Source organism: Mesorhizobium neociceri (assembly GCF_013520985.1).
Classification (GTDB): Bacteria; Pseudomonadota; Alphaproteobacteria; order Rhizobiales; family Rhizobiaceae; genus Mesorhizobium; species Mesorhizobium neociceri.
In genome coordinates, this window is record NZ_JACDTY010000003.1 from 154,065 (window position 1) to 167,828 (window position 13,764).

10 protein-coding genes are annotated in these 13,764 nt (G+C 63.4%); 5 read left to right on the forward strand and 5 right to left on the reverse strand.

Translation table 11 applies throughout. From position 1 onward, the window contains the following. Positions 1 to 29: 29 nt before the first annotated feature. The 4 genes from H0241_RS08690 to H0241_RS08705 all read left to right on the forward strand — a co-directional run bounded on the left by H0241_RS08690 (position 30) and on the right by H0241_RS08705 (position 6,530). Complete coding sequence (locus H0241_RS08690) at positions 30 to 2,192, forward strand: amylo-alpha-1,6-glucosidase (RefSeq protein WP_181057029.1); 2,163 nt, start codon at positions 30 to 32, stop codon at positions 2,190 to 2,192. Between the two features lie 134 nt (positions 2,193 to 2,326). After that, complete coding sequence (locus H0241_RS08695) at positions 2,327 to 4,105, forward strand: alpha,alpha-trehalose-phosphate synthase (UDP-forming) (RefSeq protein WP_181057030.1); 1,779 nt, start codon at positions 2,327 to 2,329, stop codon at positions 4,103 to 4,105. After that, entirely contained in the window at positions 4,102 to 4,872 is a 771-nt protein-coding gene (gene otsB / locus H0241_RS08700) for a trehalose-phosphatase (RefSeq protein WP_181057031.1), read from the forward strand. Before H0241_RS08695 ends, otsB begins: the two co-directional genes overlap by 4 nt. 200 nt (positions 4,873 to 5,072) lie before the next feature. Beyond that, positions 5,073 to 6,530 carry an NCS1 family nucleobase:cation symporter-1 gene (locus H0241_RS08705; RefSeq protein ID WP_181057032.1) on the forward strand — a complete coding sequence of 486 codons (1,458 nt, stop codon included), beginning with the start codon at positions 5,073 to 5,075 and terminating at the stop codon, positions 6,528 to 6,530. A gap of 53 nt (positions 6,531 to 6,583) precedes the next feature. On the opposite strand, the gene H0241_RS08710 is transcribed toward H0241_RS08705, so the two are convergent. The 5 genes from H0241_RS08710 to tpiA all read right to left on the reverse strand — a co-directional run bounded on the left by H0241_RS08710 (position 6,584) and on the right by tpiA (position 11,706). Continuing rightward, positions 6,584 to 7,123, reverse strand: coding sequence for a DUF1697 domain-containing protein (locus H0241_RS08710; protein WP_181057033.1), 540 nt, complete (start codon positions 7,121 to 7,123; stop codon positions 6,584 to 6,586). A gap of 24 nt (positions 7,124 to 7,147) precedes the next feature. Continuing rightward, positions 7,148 to 8,785 carry a CTP synthase gene (locus H0241_RS08715; RefSeq protein WP_112561656.1) on the reverse strand — a complete coding sequence of 546 codons (1,638 nt, stop codon included), beginning with the start codon at positions 8,783 to 8,785 and terminating at the stop codon, positions 7,148 to 7,150. 155 nt (positions 8,786 to 8,940) lie between these two features. Beyond that, positions 8,941 to 10,059 (reverse strand): L,D-transpeptidase, encoded by a 1,119-nt coding sequence (locus tag H0241_RS08720; RefSeq protein WP_181057034.1) that lies wholly within the window; start codon positions 10,057 to 10,059, stop codon positions 8,941 to 8,943. 202 nt (positions 10,060 to 10,261) lie between these two features. Then, complete coding sequence (secG, locus tag H0241_RS08725) at positions 10,262 to 10,756, reverse strand: preprotein translocase subunit SecG (protein ID WP_181057035.1); 495 nt, start codon at positions 10,754 to 10,756, stop codon at positions 10,262 to 10,264. A 179-nt stretch (positions 10,757 to 10,935) separates the two neighbouring features. After that, positions 10,936 to 11,706 (reverse strand): triose-phosphate isomerase, encoded by a 771-nt coding sequence (gene tpiA / locus H0241_RS08730; protein WP_181057036.1) that lies wholly within the window; start codon positions 11,704 to 11,706, stop codon positions 10,936 to 10,938. A 146-nt stretch (positions 11,707 to 11,852) separates the two neighbouring features. On the opposite strand from tpiA, the gene H0241_RS08735 reads away from it, so the two are divergent. Further along, positions 11,853 to 13,748, forward strand: coding sequence for a peptidyl-prolyl cis-trans isomerase (locus H0241_RS08735; protein WP_181057037.1), 1,896 nt, complete (start codon positions 11,853 to 11,855; stop codon positions 13,746 to 13,748). Positions 13,749 to 13,764: the final 16 nt, after the last annotated feature.

The window sequence follows — 13,764 nt, forward strand, 5'->3', positions numbered from 1 at the left end:
TCCGAGGCCAAAACAGAGATTTGTGATTGATGACCCAACTTGACGAGCGCAAGCTCGACCCTGCCGTGGCCCTTGCCTCCCTCGACGAAACAGCGCCGCGCGAGCCGCACCGGCTGTTCGCCCTGAAACAAGGCGACTGTTTTGCGGTGGCCGATGCCTATGGCGATATCAGGGGCGCAGGCGACGGTTTCTTCCGCGACGACACACGGGTGCTGTCGGAGTTCCGGCTGACCGTCGGCGGGCGGCAGACATCGCTGCTCGGCGCCTCGCTCAGCCAGGACAATGTGCTGTTCACCAGCAACCTCACCAACCTGCCGATGCAAAGCGTCGGCGGCCGCGACATCCCGCAAGGCGCAATCCATATCGAGCGGGTCAGATTGCTGTGGCAGGACCGGTTATTCGAACGCATCACCTTGTCCAATTATAGCCAGGAGCACTCGGCGATCCGCATTTCGCTGCACTTCGCGGCCGATTTTCGCGACATGTTCGAGGTGCGTGGCTCGACCCGGCCGAAGCGCGGTATGGCGCATGCGGCCGAAATCGAGCCCGCTTCCGTGCTCTTGCGTTACGACGGGCTGGACGGGCTGGCGCGCGTGTCGGCGATCTCGTTCTCGCAGGCGCCGGACCAGTTGAGCGCCGAACGCGCGGATTTCCTCATCGCGGTGACCAAGCGCAGCAGCAAGGTGCTTTATGTCGAGGTCGGTTCGGAACTCACCGAGCCGCCTGATCGTGATCGCTTTCGCGCGGCTGCGGCGCGCGCCCGCTTCGGCATGCGAGCCAAGCGCCGCCATGGCGCGACGGTGCACAGTTCGGGCCGCGTCTTCAACGACTGGGTCGAGCGCGCCCGCGCCGATGTTGCCCTGCTGACCACCGAGCTGTCGACCGGCCCGTACCCCTATGCCGGCATTCCCTGGTTCTCGACCGCGTTCGGCCGCGACGGCGTGATCTCGGCCCTGCAGATGCTGTGGCTCAATCCGGGTCTGGCGCGCGGCGTGCTTTCCTTCCTCGCCCAGCACCAAGCGACCGAGACCTCGCCATTCAGCGACTCGCAGCCCGGCAAGATCATGCACGAGACGCGCAAGGGCGAGATGGTGGCGCTGCAGGAGCTGCCCTTCGGCCGTTACTATGGCGGCGTCGACACCACGCCGCTCTACATCCACCTCGCTTGTGCCTATGCCGAGCGCACCGGCGACATGGACTTCATCGCCAGCTTGTGGCCGTCGCTTTGCGCCGCCGCCGAGTGGACCGAGGAAGCCAGCCGCGCGACAGGCTTCGTCACCTATCAGCGCGCCGCCGAATCCGGCCTTGCCAACCAGGGCTGGAAGGACAGTTTCGACTCGGTCTTCCACGCCGACGGGCGGATACCCAAAGGACCGATCGCGCTGGTCGAAGTGCAGGGCTATGTCTTTGCCGCCTTCAGGGGCCTGGCCGCTCTCGCCCGCCGCCGGGGCGAGTTCGCACAGGCCGAGCATTGGGAAAACCGCGCCGAAGAAATGCGGATCGCCGTCGAGCGCGATTTCTGGCTGGAGGATCTCGGCTTCTATGCGCTCGCCATCGATGGGGCCGGCGAACCTTGCAAGGTTCGGACGTCGAACGCCGGCCACCTCCTCTATGTCGGCCTGCCCGAACCAGCACGGGCGCAGATGGTCGCCGACCAACTGCTATCGGCGTCCTTCCAGTCGGGCTGGGGCGTGCGGACGCTTGCCGACGATGCGGTGTTGTTCAACCCGATGTCGTACCACAATGGCTCGATCTGGCCGCACGACACGGCGATTTGCGGCGCCGGCCTGGCGCGGTTTGGCGAGCGTGACAATGTGGTGCGGCTTATGAGCGGCACATTCGAATCCGCCGTGCATTTCAACATGCGGTTGCCGGAACTGTTTTGCGGCTTTACCCGCTTGGTCGGCGAAGCGCCGATCGCCTATCCCGTCGCCTGCCTGCCGCAGGCATGGTCGGCCGGCTCGGCCTTCATGCTGATGCAGGCCTGCCTCGGCCTGGAAATCGACGGCTGGAACGGCGAAATCCATGTCACGCGGCCGCGGCTGCCGATCGGTATCGACACGCTGACACTCAGGCATCTGGGTGTCGGCGAAAAGAAAGTCGATCTGACTTTCCAGCGCGTTGGCGACCGTGTCGTCGCCTTTCTCGCCGACCGTCACGAAGGGTTGGTTCCGCTGATCGTGCGAAGCTGAGCTGGATCATTTTCGCGGGAACCGATCGCAGTTTTGTGCGTTGCAAAATGACAGCTGCCGGCGGCCAGCCGTCGGCGAGCGTGTTCAAATTCAACGAAGAAGACTGACCGCCGAAGGCGGAGATTGGCACTTCAATGACAAATTATGGCGTCGACATGCTCTGGATCGTGATCCTGGCAAGCCTCGGTCTATCCGCCCTTGCCGTTTTGTTTTCGATATCCCGGCAGCGCGGCAGCCACCCACCAGTCGCTCGAACGGTGGGCGAGGATGTGGCGGCGGAAGCGGCGCGCAAGGTCATGCGCGAATTCGAAAAGAACGGCCAGTCCGTCGATGCGGCCCTTGTGACATGGTCACCCGAAACCTTGCGCAAGATCCTCGCCGATGACCTGCCGGACGCACAGGTCATCGTCGTCTCCAACCGCGAGCCTTACATCCACAACGTCAAGGACAATGGCGTCGAGCTTGTCGTGCCTGCCAGCGGGCTGGTCTCGGCGCTGGAGCCCATCACCCGCGCCTGCGGCGGCACCTGGATCGCCTATGGCGGCGGCAGCGCGGATCGTCTCACGGTCGACGAGAACGACCGGGTGCCGGTGCCGCCGAACAATCCGTCCTACACGCTGCGCCGCGTGTGGTTGAGCGAGGACGAATATCAGGGCTACTATCTCGGTTTTGCCAATGAAGGCCTGTGGCCGCTCTGCCATATCGCCTTCACTCGGCCGATCTTCCGCGCCTCGGACTGGGAGGCCTATGAGGCCGTCAACCGCAAATTCGCCGATACGGTGGTGGCAGAGGCACGCAACGAGCGGCCGATCGTGCTGGTCCAGGATTACCATTTCGCGCTGCTGCCACGCATGATCCGCGAGCGCCTGCCGGAGGCGATCATCATCACCTTCTGGCATATCCCGTGGCCGAACTCCGAAGTCTTCAGCATCTGCCCCTGGCGTGAACGCATCCTGGAGGGGCTGCTCGGCAGCTCGATCATCGGCTTCCACACCCAGTTCCACGCCAACAATTTTACCGAAAGCGTCGATCGCTTCCTGGAAAGCCGTATCGAACGCGCCGATGCGGCGATCTCTTATGGTGGCCAGACGACGCTGGTGCACGCCTACCCCATCTCCATCGAATGGCCGGCCGAACTGCTGGCAAAGCTTCCCACTGTCGAGGAATGCCGCACCCGCCTGCGTGACAGGTTCGGCCTACGGCCGGACGTCAAGCTGTGCATCGGCGTCGAACGGCTGGACTACACCAAGGGCATTCTCGACCGCTTTCAGGCTTTGGACGAGCTGTTCACGCGCCACCCCGAATGGATCGGCAAACTGGTGTTCCTGCAGATTGCGGCGCCCAGCCGCGGCACGCTGCCGGCCTACCAGCAACTGCATGACGAATGCATGCGCCATGCCGACGACCTCAACCAGCGCTATGGGCATGACGGCTACAAGCCGGTCATCATGGTGGCCGAACATCATTCGCAGCAACAAGTCTACGAAATCTATCGCGCCGCAGACATCTGCATGGTCACCAGCCTGCATGACGGCATGAACCTTGTCGCCAAGGAGTTCGTCGCCGCGCGCGACGACGAGCAAGGCACGCTTTTGCTCAGCACATTCGCCGGCGCGTCGCGAGAATTGCTGGAGGCGCTGATCGTCAACCCTTACGACGCGGCGATGATGAGCGAGGCACTGCTGCAGGCCCTGACCATGCCGGTGGAAGAACAACGCGAGCGCATGCGGCGCATGCGCGAGAATGTGCGTGACAACAATGTCTATCGCTGGGCCGGCAGCATGTTGCTGGACGCGGCGCGGCTACGCAAACGCAGCGATCTCGACCGGGCGACAGGAGCCGGCGAGCGGCCTGCAAACACTGACACCAACATCGTCTCGCTAGCCGAGCGCATGCACAAGGTGGCGTCATGACAAGCCTGCCAACCGCACCCAACCTCCCCGCAGGGCAATGGGCGCTTTTCCTCGACATTGACGGCACCTTGCTGGAACACGCCGCTCACCCGGACGCGGTCTCTGTCAGTGACGAATTGCGGAACCTGCTCGGCGCCATCAACGAACGACTGGACGGCGCCGTCGCCTTCATCACGGGACGTTCGGTTGAGGTTGCCGACCGGTTGTTTCATCCGCTGAGACTGCGTGTTGCCGGCCTCTATGGGCTGGAACACCGACTGACACCAGACAGTCCGGTCGTTGCCGCAGATGCGCCCGCCGATATTGCTGCCCTTGCCGACGCCATCGAAGCCGAGCTGGATGACGGCCTGGTTCATATCGAGCGCAAGGGTCCGATCCTCGCCATCCATACGCGGGCGACGCCGCATCTGCTGGCCAGGGCCACCCAGCTTGTCGACCAGGCATTGGCCGAACTTCCCAAGGGATACCGGGTCATTCCAGGCAATGCCGGTGTCGAACTCATGCCGCTCGAGGCGGCCAAGGGCGCTGCCGTGCGGCGCTTCATGGCCATCCCGCCCTTTGCCGGGAGGCGGCCGGTTTTCCTCGGCGACGATACCGCTGACGAAAACGGTTTCGAGGCGATCAACGAGGCAGGTGGTATATCGATCCGGGTCAAGCCGCGCGGCCCCACCGTAGCTCAATACCGGCTCGATGACGTGACCCGCGCGATAGGCTGGCTTGCCGCCAATTTCGAAACGTCACCGGTGTTGAATCGCAAAGCGTCGTGATCGCGGCAGCCAGCATATCGAATCAAGACCGCCGCGATTGCGCCCCGTCTCCGACAAAGGCCGATCGATAAGCGCGATTCTCGTTGAATATCTTTAAGGCCAAAGCCGGCAAATGGATTGCTTGCCGGTTCCCCTGCGTCAGGCCTAACCTGCGCAGCCAACGCATGGAGGTGCGTTCGGCAAAAGGGGAGGAATTCACCGTGACAATACAAGGCGCATCGCCTGGCCTTTACAATGAGGACCTCGCTCCGGCGAAGGTGCGGAACTGGGGGCCATTCTCGATCTTCAACGTCTGGACGTCGGACGTTCACAGCCTGTGGGGCTATTACCTCGCTGCCAGCCTGTTCCTGTTTTGCGGCGGCTTCGTCAATTTCATCATCGCCATCGGCATCGGCTCACTGATCATCTACGTGCTGATGAACATGGTCGGCTATGCCGGCGTGAAGACCGGCGTGCCCTACCCCGTTCTGGCGCGCGCCTCCTTCGGCATCTGGGGCGCCAACATTCCGGCGCTGGTGCGCGCCATTGTCGCCTGCTTCTGGTACGGCGCGCAGACGGCGGCCGCATCCGGGGCCATCGTGGCGCTGTTGATCCGCTCGCAATGGTTCGCCGATTTCAACGCCAACGCGCATTTCCTCGGCCATAGCGGCCTCGAAGTGATCTGCTTCGTCGTCATCTGGGCGCTGCAGCTCTTGATCATCCAGCGCGGCATGGAAACGGTGCGCCGCTTCCAGGATTGGGCCGGCCCTGCCGTGTGGGTGATGATGCTGATCCTGGCGATCTATCTCTGCATCAAGGCCGGGACCTTCGCCTTCACCAGCGACATCCCGATGGATGTTCTCCTGGAGAAGACCAAGGACGCCGGCGTGCCGGGCACCCCTGGCTCATGGACGGCGCTGTTTGCGGTCGCCGCCATCTGGGTCACCTACTTCTCGGCGCTCTATCTCAACTTCTGCGATTTCGCCCGCTATGCGCCGGACCAGGCGTCGCTGCGCAAGGGCAACATCTGGGGCCTGCCGGTCAACCTCATCCTGTTCTCGCTGGTCGCCGGCGTCACCACCATCGCCGCCTACGACGTCTATCACGAAGTGCTGCTGCACCCCGACCAGATCTCGGCCAAGTTCGACAGCTGGTTCCTGGCAGCACTTGCCGCACTGACCTTCGCCGTGGCGACGCTCGGAATCAACGTGGTGGCGAACTTCGTCTCCCCGGCCTTCGACTTCTCCAATGTCTTTCCCCGGCAGATCGACTTCAAGAAGGGGGGCTACATCGCGGCGCTGATCGCGCTGGTGCTCTATCCCTTCGCGCCATGGGATGGCAGCGCCGCCTCCTTCGTCAACATCATCGGCGCGACGATGGGGCCGATCTTCGGCGTGATGATGGTCGACTACTATCTGATCCGCAAAGGCGAGGTCGATGTCGAGGCGCTGTATCGCGAGGACGGCGAGTTCCGCTTCCAGGGCGGCTGGCACGTCAACGCCTTCATCGCCGCCGGCATCGGCGCGATCTTCTCGTCGATCCTGCCCAACTTCACCAACTGGCTGCCGTCGTGGTGGGGCGTCTATGGCTGGTTCTTCGGCGTGGCGATCGCCGGCGCGATCTACTACGTGCTGCGCACCATGGCGCTCGGCGCTGGGGCGAAGACAGCAAAGGCATGAAATGAAGGGAATAGGCAGTAGGTGCCAAGGAATAGAGACCTACTGCCTACTGCCTACTGCCCCACCATCTCAGCCAACCTCCGCACCGTGTTCCAGTTGCGTGTGGTGCCGATGCCCATGCGCTTGTGGTTCATCGCCGCGAGCAGCCGTGAGCTTGGCCGCTCGCGCGAAAAGACGACCCAGATGTCGCCGTCGACGCAATCCGCCTTCTCATCCTCGGCGGCATAGGCCTGGAGCGCTGCGACGCTGTCTGTGGGCGCAGGCTGGCGCATGATGCGCACCGCCACCTGATCGCCAGTTTCAGCCGACTCGGCCGGGAACGGATTGCCGGCGGCGAGCTTCAGCCAGTCCTCGGCAGTGCGCACGATGATGACGACATGGCGGCCGAAGGTTTTTTCGAAGGCCGTTTCGAGCCGCTGTTCCAGCCTGGCGATATCGCTCGCCCGCGCCTCGAAGACCAGATTGCCGGTCGCGACCAGCGTGCGCGGGTTTTTCAGCCCGAGACCTTCGGCCATCGCCTTGAGGTCGGACATGACGACCCGGCGGCCGTCGCCGAGGATGATGCTATAGAGCAGCGCGACATAGGTTTGCATCAGCTGCGAAACCCCGCCGGCGACCTAGACCAGCCGCGACTGATCCACCGCGGCCGAGATGAAGCTGGCGAACAGCGGATGCGGCTCGAGCGGCCGGCTCTTCAGCTCCGGATGATACTGCACGCCGATGAACCAGGGATGGTCAGGATATTCGACCGTCTCCGGCAGCACGCCGTCGGGCGACATGCCGGCAAACACCAGGCCGCAATCCTCGAGCCGCTCCTTGTAGTCGACGTTGACCTCGTAGCGGTGGCGGTGGCGCTCGGAAATCTGGGTGTCACCGTAGATCTCGGCGATCTTCGAGCCCTTGGTGAGCTCGGCCTGATAGGCGCCGAGCCGCATGGTGCCGCCGAGGTCGCCGGTCTCCCGGCGCTTCTCCAGCATGTTGCCTTTCAGCCATTCCGTCATCAGGCCGACAACCGGCTCGTCGGTCGGGCCGAATTCGGTCGACGAGGCATGCTCGACGCCGGCCAGCGAGCGCGCCGCCTCGATGCAGGCCATCTGCATGCCGAAGCAGATGCCGAAATACGGCACCTTGCGCTCACGCGCGAATTTCGCTGCCAGAATCTTGCCTTCCGAGCCGCGCTCGCCGAAACCGCCGGGCACCAGAATGCCATGCACCTTTTCCAGCCACGGCGTCGGGTCTTCCTTTTCGAAGATCTCGCTTTCGATCCAGTCGAGCTTGACCTTGACGCGGTTGGCCATGCCGCCATGCGACAGCGCCTCGATCAGGGATTTGTAGGCGTCCTTGAGGCCGGTATATTTGCCGACGACGGCAATGGTGACCTCGCCTTCCGGATTGTGGATGCGGTTGGACACCGCCTGCCAGGGCTCCATGCGCGGCTTGGGTGCCGGGTCGATGCCGAAGGCGGCCAGCACTTCCGAATCGAGGCCTTCCTTGTGATAGGCCATCGGCACGTCATAGATGTGCGGCACGTCGAGCGCCTGGATGACGGCGCTTTCCCGGACATTGCAGAACAGGGACAGCTTTCTGCGCTCTTCCTTGGGGATGGCACGGTCGGCGCGCACCAGCAGGATGTCGGGCGCAATGCCGATGCCGCGCAGTTCCTTGACCGAATGCTGGGTCGGCTTGGTCTTCAGCTCGCCGGCCGTCGGGATGTAGGGCATCAGCGTCAGGTGGACATAGACGGCGTTGTTGCGCGGCAGGTCGTTGCCGAGCTGGCGGATGGCTTCCAGGAACGGCATCGCCTCGATGTCGCCGACGGTGCCGCCGATCTCGCACAGCACGAAATCGTAATCGTCATTGCCGTCGAGGACGAAATGCTTGATCTCGTCGGTGACGTGCGGAATGACCTGGACAGTCGCGCCGAGATAGTCGCCGCGCCGCTCGCGCTCGATGATGTTCTTGTAGATGCGGCCGGTGGTGATGTTGTCTTGCTGATTGGCCGAACGGCCAGTGAAGCGCTCGTAATGGCCAAGATCGAGATCGGTCTCGGCACCGTCATCGGTGACGAAGACCTCGCCATGCTGGTAAGGCGACATCGTGCCGGGATCGACATTGAGGTAGGGGTCGAGCTTTTTGATGCGTGCGCGATAGCCTCGCGCCTGCAAGAGAGCCCCAAGGGCCGCTGCGGCAATGCCTTTTCCAAGTGAGGAAACCACGCCGCCTGTGATGAATACATATCGCGCCATGGGAGTCATCGCTTAACGCGGCCGAATTGATTCCGCCAGAGAAAAAACCGCCGCTGAAGCTTTTTCCAGAGAAGGCGCGATAGTCCCGAGGTTCGAGACTGTTGTTCTTAGTCAAAACAAAAGGGCCGGCAGAAGCCGGCCCCTTCGGCAGAATTAGGAGAACGTCAGATGATGACGACCTTGGTGCCAACCCTGACGCGGCTGTAGAGGTCCATGACGTGCTCGTTGATCATGCGGAAGCAGCCATTGGAGGCGCTGGTTCCGATCGACTGCGGCGCGATGGTGCCGTGGATGCGCAGATGCGTGTCCTTCTTGCCGTCATAGAGATAGATGGCGCGGGCGCCGAGCGGGTTCTGACCGCCGCCGGGCATGCCGTCCTTGTACTGGCCATAGTGCTTGGGCTCGCGCTTCTGCATGTCGAGCGTCGGGATCCAGCGCGGCCATTCCTGCTTGTCGCCAACGGCAACCGTGCCCTTGAACTGCAGGCCTTCGCGGCCGACGGCAATGGCGTAGCGGCGTGCGGTGAAAGCCGATTCAACAAGGTAGAGGCGGCGCGCGCTGGTATCGATGACGATCGTGCCAGCGCTGTAGCCGGAGAATTCGACTTCCTGCGGCACGAACTCAGGCTTCACCTTGAACTGCTTCTTGGCTTGCCGCTTCTCCAGAGCCTGGTCGAGCGCCCGCGTTTCGGGGAGATAGGCAATCGAGGAGGCAGAAGATGTGCCGCCGAACAGGCCGGCGAAAAGCCCGCCGCTCTGCGGCTTCTGGCCAGGGGCCTCGCTGCGCAATTCGCCATTGTTGCCGGTCAGCGCGACGTTCATCGCTTCGGCCGGAAGCGGTTCGGCCGACTCGATCGGCTCGATCGGCGCAATCGGATCAACTGGCACGATGATTTTGGTGATCTTCTTGCCCGACTTGGCGTCAGCGACCACAGCCGGCTTACCCTTGCTGGCCAGGAAGGCCTGGCGCTGGGCGTCTGCTTTGGCTTTCGCCGCATCGCGCATGGCCAGCTTGCGGGCCTCGAGCGCCTTGGCGCCGGCAGCCGCCTTGTCGGCCGCGATCTTGTCTTCGAGCTTGCTGATCTGAGCCAGATCATCCGAGCTCGGGTTTTTCTTCTTCTTGAGAAGCTTCAGCTGCGCCGCATCGCTTTTGGCGGCGACGTTGATGACAGCGGTTTTGCCAACCGCCTGCGGTGAAGTCATTGCCGGAGTGCCGGCGAAGGCCGCGGAGCTCATGCCGAGTACGGCACAAAACCCCATGAAAATGAAGCTGCGAAGCTGCATAGCGAAGATCCGATCGTTCAATGCTTGTTGCCCACGGCGTCGCCCGGCGCCCCCCAAGGGCGCAGAAAGTGCCGCGCGCAATCTATAATCGAAGTGCCGGATGGGCCTCAAGCGGAACGCGTGGTCGAATCTTCGTGATCATGCGCCATTTGCCGCGACTGTGTTGAAACAACAACAGATCGCGGCATCTGACCCTATCCGACTACTGGTTCGGAACCTGCGGCGTGACCGGCAAGGTGACGCCGTTGGCAGCCGGCGGCGTGGCCGAATCGGTCGCCGGAGCTGGGACCGGAGCAGTCGCCGGGGCTGTGGTGGCGGGAGTGGTCGCCGGAGGCGTCGTGGCGGCGCCATTGCCCGAAGGCGCAGCCGGTGCGGTGGTGCCGGCGGGTGGCGTCGGCGCCGTCGTGCCGGGCAACTGGTTGAGCACGCCATTGCCGCTGTCGGCCGGTACACGGTCGAGAATGTCGATCGGCTTTTCGCCGTAGCGGGCAACGATCGAGAGTGTCAGGGAGGTGACGAAGAAAGCCGCGGCCAGGATCGCCGTCGCCCGCGTCAGTGCATTGGCGGCGCCACGCGCGGTCATGAAGCCGGAACCGCCGCCAATGCCGAGACCACCGCCTTCGGAGCGCTGCAGCAGCACCACGCCGACAAGGGCGAGCACGACCATGAGGTGGATGACGATCAGTACGGTTTCCATATTTTATCCTGGCAAGCCCTGCCGCTCCCTGGCGATCAGGGCCGGTGATTTGGAGGCGGCTCCATACAATGCTTTAACGGCATTTCCAAGCCCGTGGCCGGAATATGGGAAGCAATGCGCCCTTTGCAACGATTTCGGCCGCAGCGCGGCTTTTGATCAAGTCGGCGACGGAACGCCGGCTAGCCGATATTCTGGTAGGCTTCGGCGATGGCGAGAAAATCCGCCGCCTTAAGGCTGGCGCCACCGACGAGCGCGCCGTCGACGTTTTTGACGCCGAGCAGTTCGACCGCATTGGACGGCTTGACCGAGCCGCCATAGAGGATGCGGATCCTGCCGGCCACCGAGGCGCCCAGCCCCTCCGATAGTTTTTCGCGGATATGCGCATGCGCTTCGGCCACGTCGTCGGCGGTCGGTGTCAGGCCGGTGCCGATCGCCCATACCGGCTCGTAGGCGATGACAGTGTTGGCTGGCGTCGCGCTAGGCGGCACCGAGCCGGCGACCTGGCGCGACAAGACGTCGAGGGCGGCGCCCGCTTCGCGCTCGGCCCTGGTCTCGCCGATGCAGATGATGGCGACGAGCCCGGCTCGCCATGCGGCAGACGCCTTCGCCTGGACAGTCGCATCGTCCTCGTTGCGCTGCTCGCGGCATTCGGAATGGCCGACAATGACGTGGCTGGCGCCGGCGTCTTTCAACATCTCGGCCGAGACACAACCGGTGAAGGCGCCGCTCTCCTTGATGTGGCAATCCTCGCCACCAGCCCGCACCGGCGTGCGCGACAGGATTTCGGCCGCGCGCGACAACAAGGTGGCAGGCACGCAGACCAATGCTTCGGTCTCGGCGTCGAGGCCGCTCATGAAGCCGTTGCCGATCATCCTGAGCTCGTTCAACGAGGCGCTGGTGCCGTTCATTTTCCAGTTGCCGGCAACGAGCGGTCGAATTCCTGGCGTCATGGGATCTGGTTCTCCGGGCGACATTAGGGTCTCGCCCTCCCTATCAAAATCAGGCCACAAAGCAATCGACAGTGAGCCGGAAGGGCGCTATTGCGCTTGTTTCAGACTCGGGCGCACACGAAAGTGCGGAAAAATCGGAAGTAACAATGCTTGGTATTCTGAGAAGCGCGGCGGGGACCTGGGTCGCGAAGACCCTGCTGTTACTGCTGGTGGCAAGCTTTGCCGCCTGGGGCGTCACCACCCGCTTGGCGGGCGGCTTCCTGGCCGGCCATCACGCGGTCATAACCGCCGGCAGCACCACTGTGTCGATCACCGAATACCGCCTCGCCTACGATCGCCAGATCAATATGCTGCAGCAGCAGATCGGCCAGCGCATCAGCCGCGAGCAGGCCAAGGCCTATGGCATCGACAACCAGGTTCTGGCGCAATTGGTGTCGGGCGCCGTTCTCGACGAACAGGCGCGCAAGCTCGGGCTCGGCTTCTCCAAGGACAAGCTAGCCGAATTGACGCGCCAGGAACCCGCCTTTCAGGGCCCGAATGGCCAGTTCGACCGCCGGCTGTTCGAATCGCGGCTGCGCGAGCTCGGCATGCGGCCGGAGGACTATCTCAAGAACCGGTCCCAGGTGGCGGTGCGCCAGCAGATCGTCGAGGCGGTTTCGGACGGCCTCAAGGCTCCGGACACCTTCTTCAAGGCGGTCGCGCTCTATCGCGGCGAAGACCGCACCATCGACTATCTGACCTTGCCGAAGGCGCTGGTCGAGCCGATCGAGGCGCCATCCGACAGTGTGCTTCAGGCCTATTTCGAGGCCAACAAGAAAACCTACGCGGCGCCTGAATACCGCAAATTCTCCTATGTCCGGCTCGAGCCTGAAGACATCATGGATGTCAGCGCCGTGACCGACCAACAGGTCGGCGATGACTACAACAAGAACAAGGGGCGCTACACCACGCCGGAAATGCGCACCATCGAACAGCTGGTGTTTCCGACGCTGGATGCCGCCAAGGCAGCATCCGATTCGCTGAAGACGGGCGCCACCTTCGACAAGATCGTTATCGCGCAGGGCAAGACCCAGGCCGACACGCTGCTTGGCACGCTCTCCAAGGACAAGATCAGCGACAAGGCGGTCGCCGATGCCGCATTCGCGCTTGCCGTCAATGAAGTCAGCCCGGTCGTCCAGGGTACGTTCGGCCCGGTGCTTTTGCGCGTCACCGATATCAAGCCGGAAGTGGTGAAACCGCTGGCCGAAGTGTCGGACCAGATCCGCAAGGATCTGGCACTGGGCGAAGCAAGCCGCATCCTGCTCGACGTGCACGACAATTACGAAGACACCCGCGCCGCCGGCAGCACGCTCGCCGAAGCCGCCGCAAAGCTGAAGCTCAAGGACGTCACCGTCGAGGCCATCGACCGCACCGGCCTCAAGCCGGATGGAACCATCATCAAGGACCTGCCGGCATCGCCGGACCTGATCAAGGCGGTGTTCGAGGCCGAACCCAACACCGAGAATCAAGCTCTGACCACGACCAACAACGGCTTCGTGTTCTACGAGCTGACATCGATCACGCCGGCTCGCGACCGCACGCTGGACGAGGTTCGCCAGAGGGTGGTGGCGGACTGGACGACAGAGGAAACGACCAAGCGGCTGACCGCCAAGGCTGACGAGCTCGAAAAGCGCCTCAAGGCCGGTGCCACGCTCGACGTCATCGCCGGCGAGCTGAAACTCGAAAAGCAGACCAAGCGCGGCGTGAAGCGCGAGGCCGACGACGTCGATTTCGGCAAGGACGGCGCCGCAGCGATGTTCGGCGTCGGCGAAGGCGGCACCGGGCTGATCCCCTCGCCCACCGGCGAAGGCCAGATTCTGTTCAAGGTGGCCGAAGTGTTCGAGCCGGCCGGAGCCGACGCCAGTTCGGTGCCCGACGATGCGCAGAAATCCTTCACGCAAGGCATGTCCGACGATTTGCTCGACCAGCTGGTGGCACAGTTGCAGACGCAGTACGCCGTCAGCGTCGACCAGGCCGCCGTTGCCCAGGCCTTGGCCCAATGAACGGCTTGGCTCAATG

Excerpts from the sequence above, each read along its gene's own strand:
- H0241_RS08690 (WP_181057029.1), top strand. The coding sequence starts at position 30 with ATGACCCAACTTGACGAGCGCAAGCTCGACCCTGCCGTGGCCCTTGCC.
- H0241_RS08695 (WP_181057030.1), top strand. The coding sequence starts at position 2,327 with ATGACAAATTATGGCGTCGACATGCTCTGGATCGTGATCCTGGCAAGC.
- otsB (WP_181057031.1), top strand. The coding sequence starts at position 4,102 with ATGACAAGCCTGCCAACCGCACCCAACCTCCCCGCAGGGCAATGGGCG.
- H0241_RS08710 (WP_181057033.1), bottom strand. The coding sequence starts at position 7,123 with ATGCAAACCTATGTCGCGCTGCTCTATAGCATCATCCTCGGCGACGGC.
- H0241_RS08715 (WP_112561656.1), bottom strand. The coding sequence starts at position 8,785 with ATGACTCCCATGGCGCGATATGTATTCATCACAGGCGGCGTGGTTTCC.
- H0241_RS08720 (WP_181057034.1), bottom strand. The coding sequence starts at position 10,059 with ATGCAGCTTCGCAGCTTCATTTTCATGGGGTTTTGTGCCGTACTCGGC.
- secG (WP_181057035.1), bottom strand. The coding sequence starts at position 10,756 with ATGGAAACCGTACTGATCGTCATCCACCTCATGGTCGTGCTCGCCCTT.
- tpiA (WP_181057036.1), bottom strand. The coding sequence starts at position 11,706 with ATGACGCCAGGAATTCGACCGCTCGTTGCCGGCAACTGGAAAATGAAC.
- H0241_RS08735 (WP_181057037.1), top strand. The coding sequence starts at position 11,853 with ATGCTTGGTATTCTGAGAAGCGCGGCGGGGACCTGGGTCGCGAAGACC.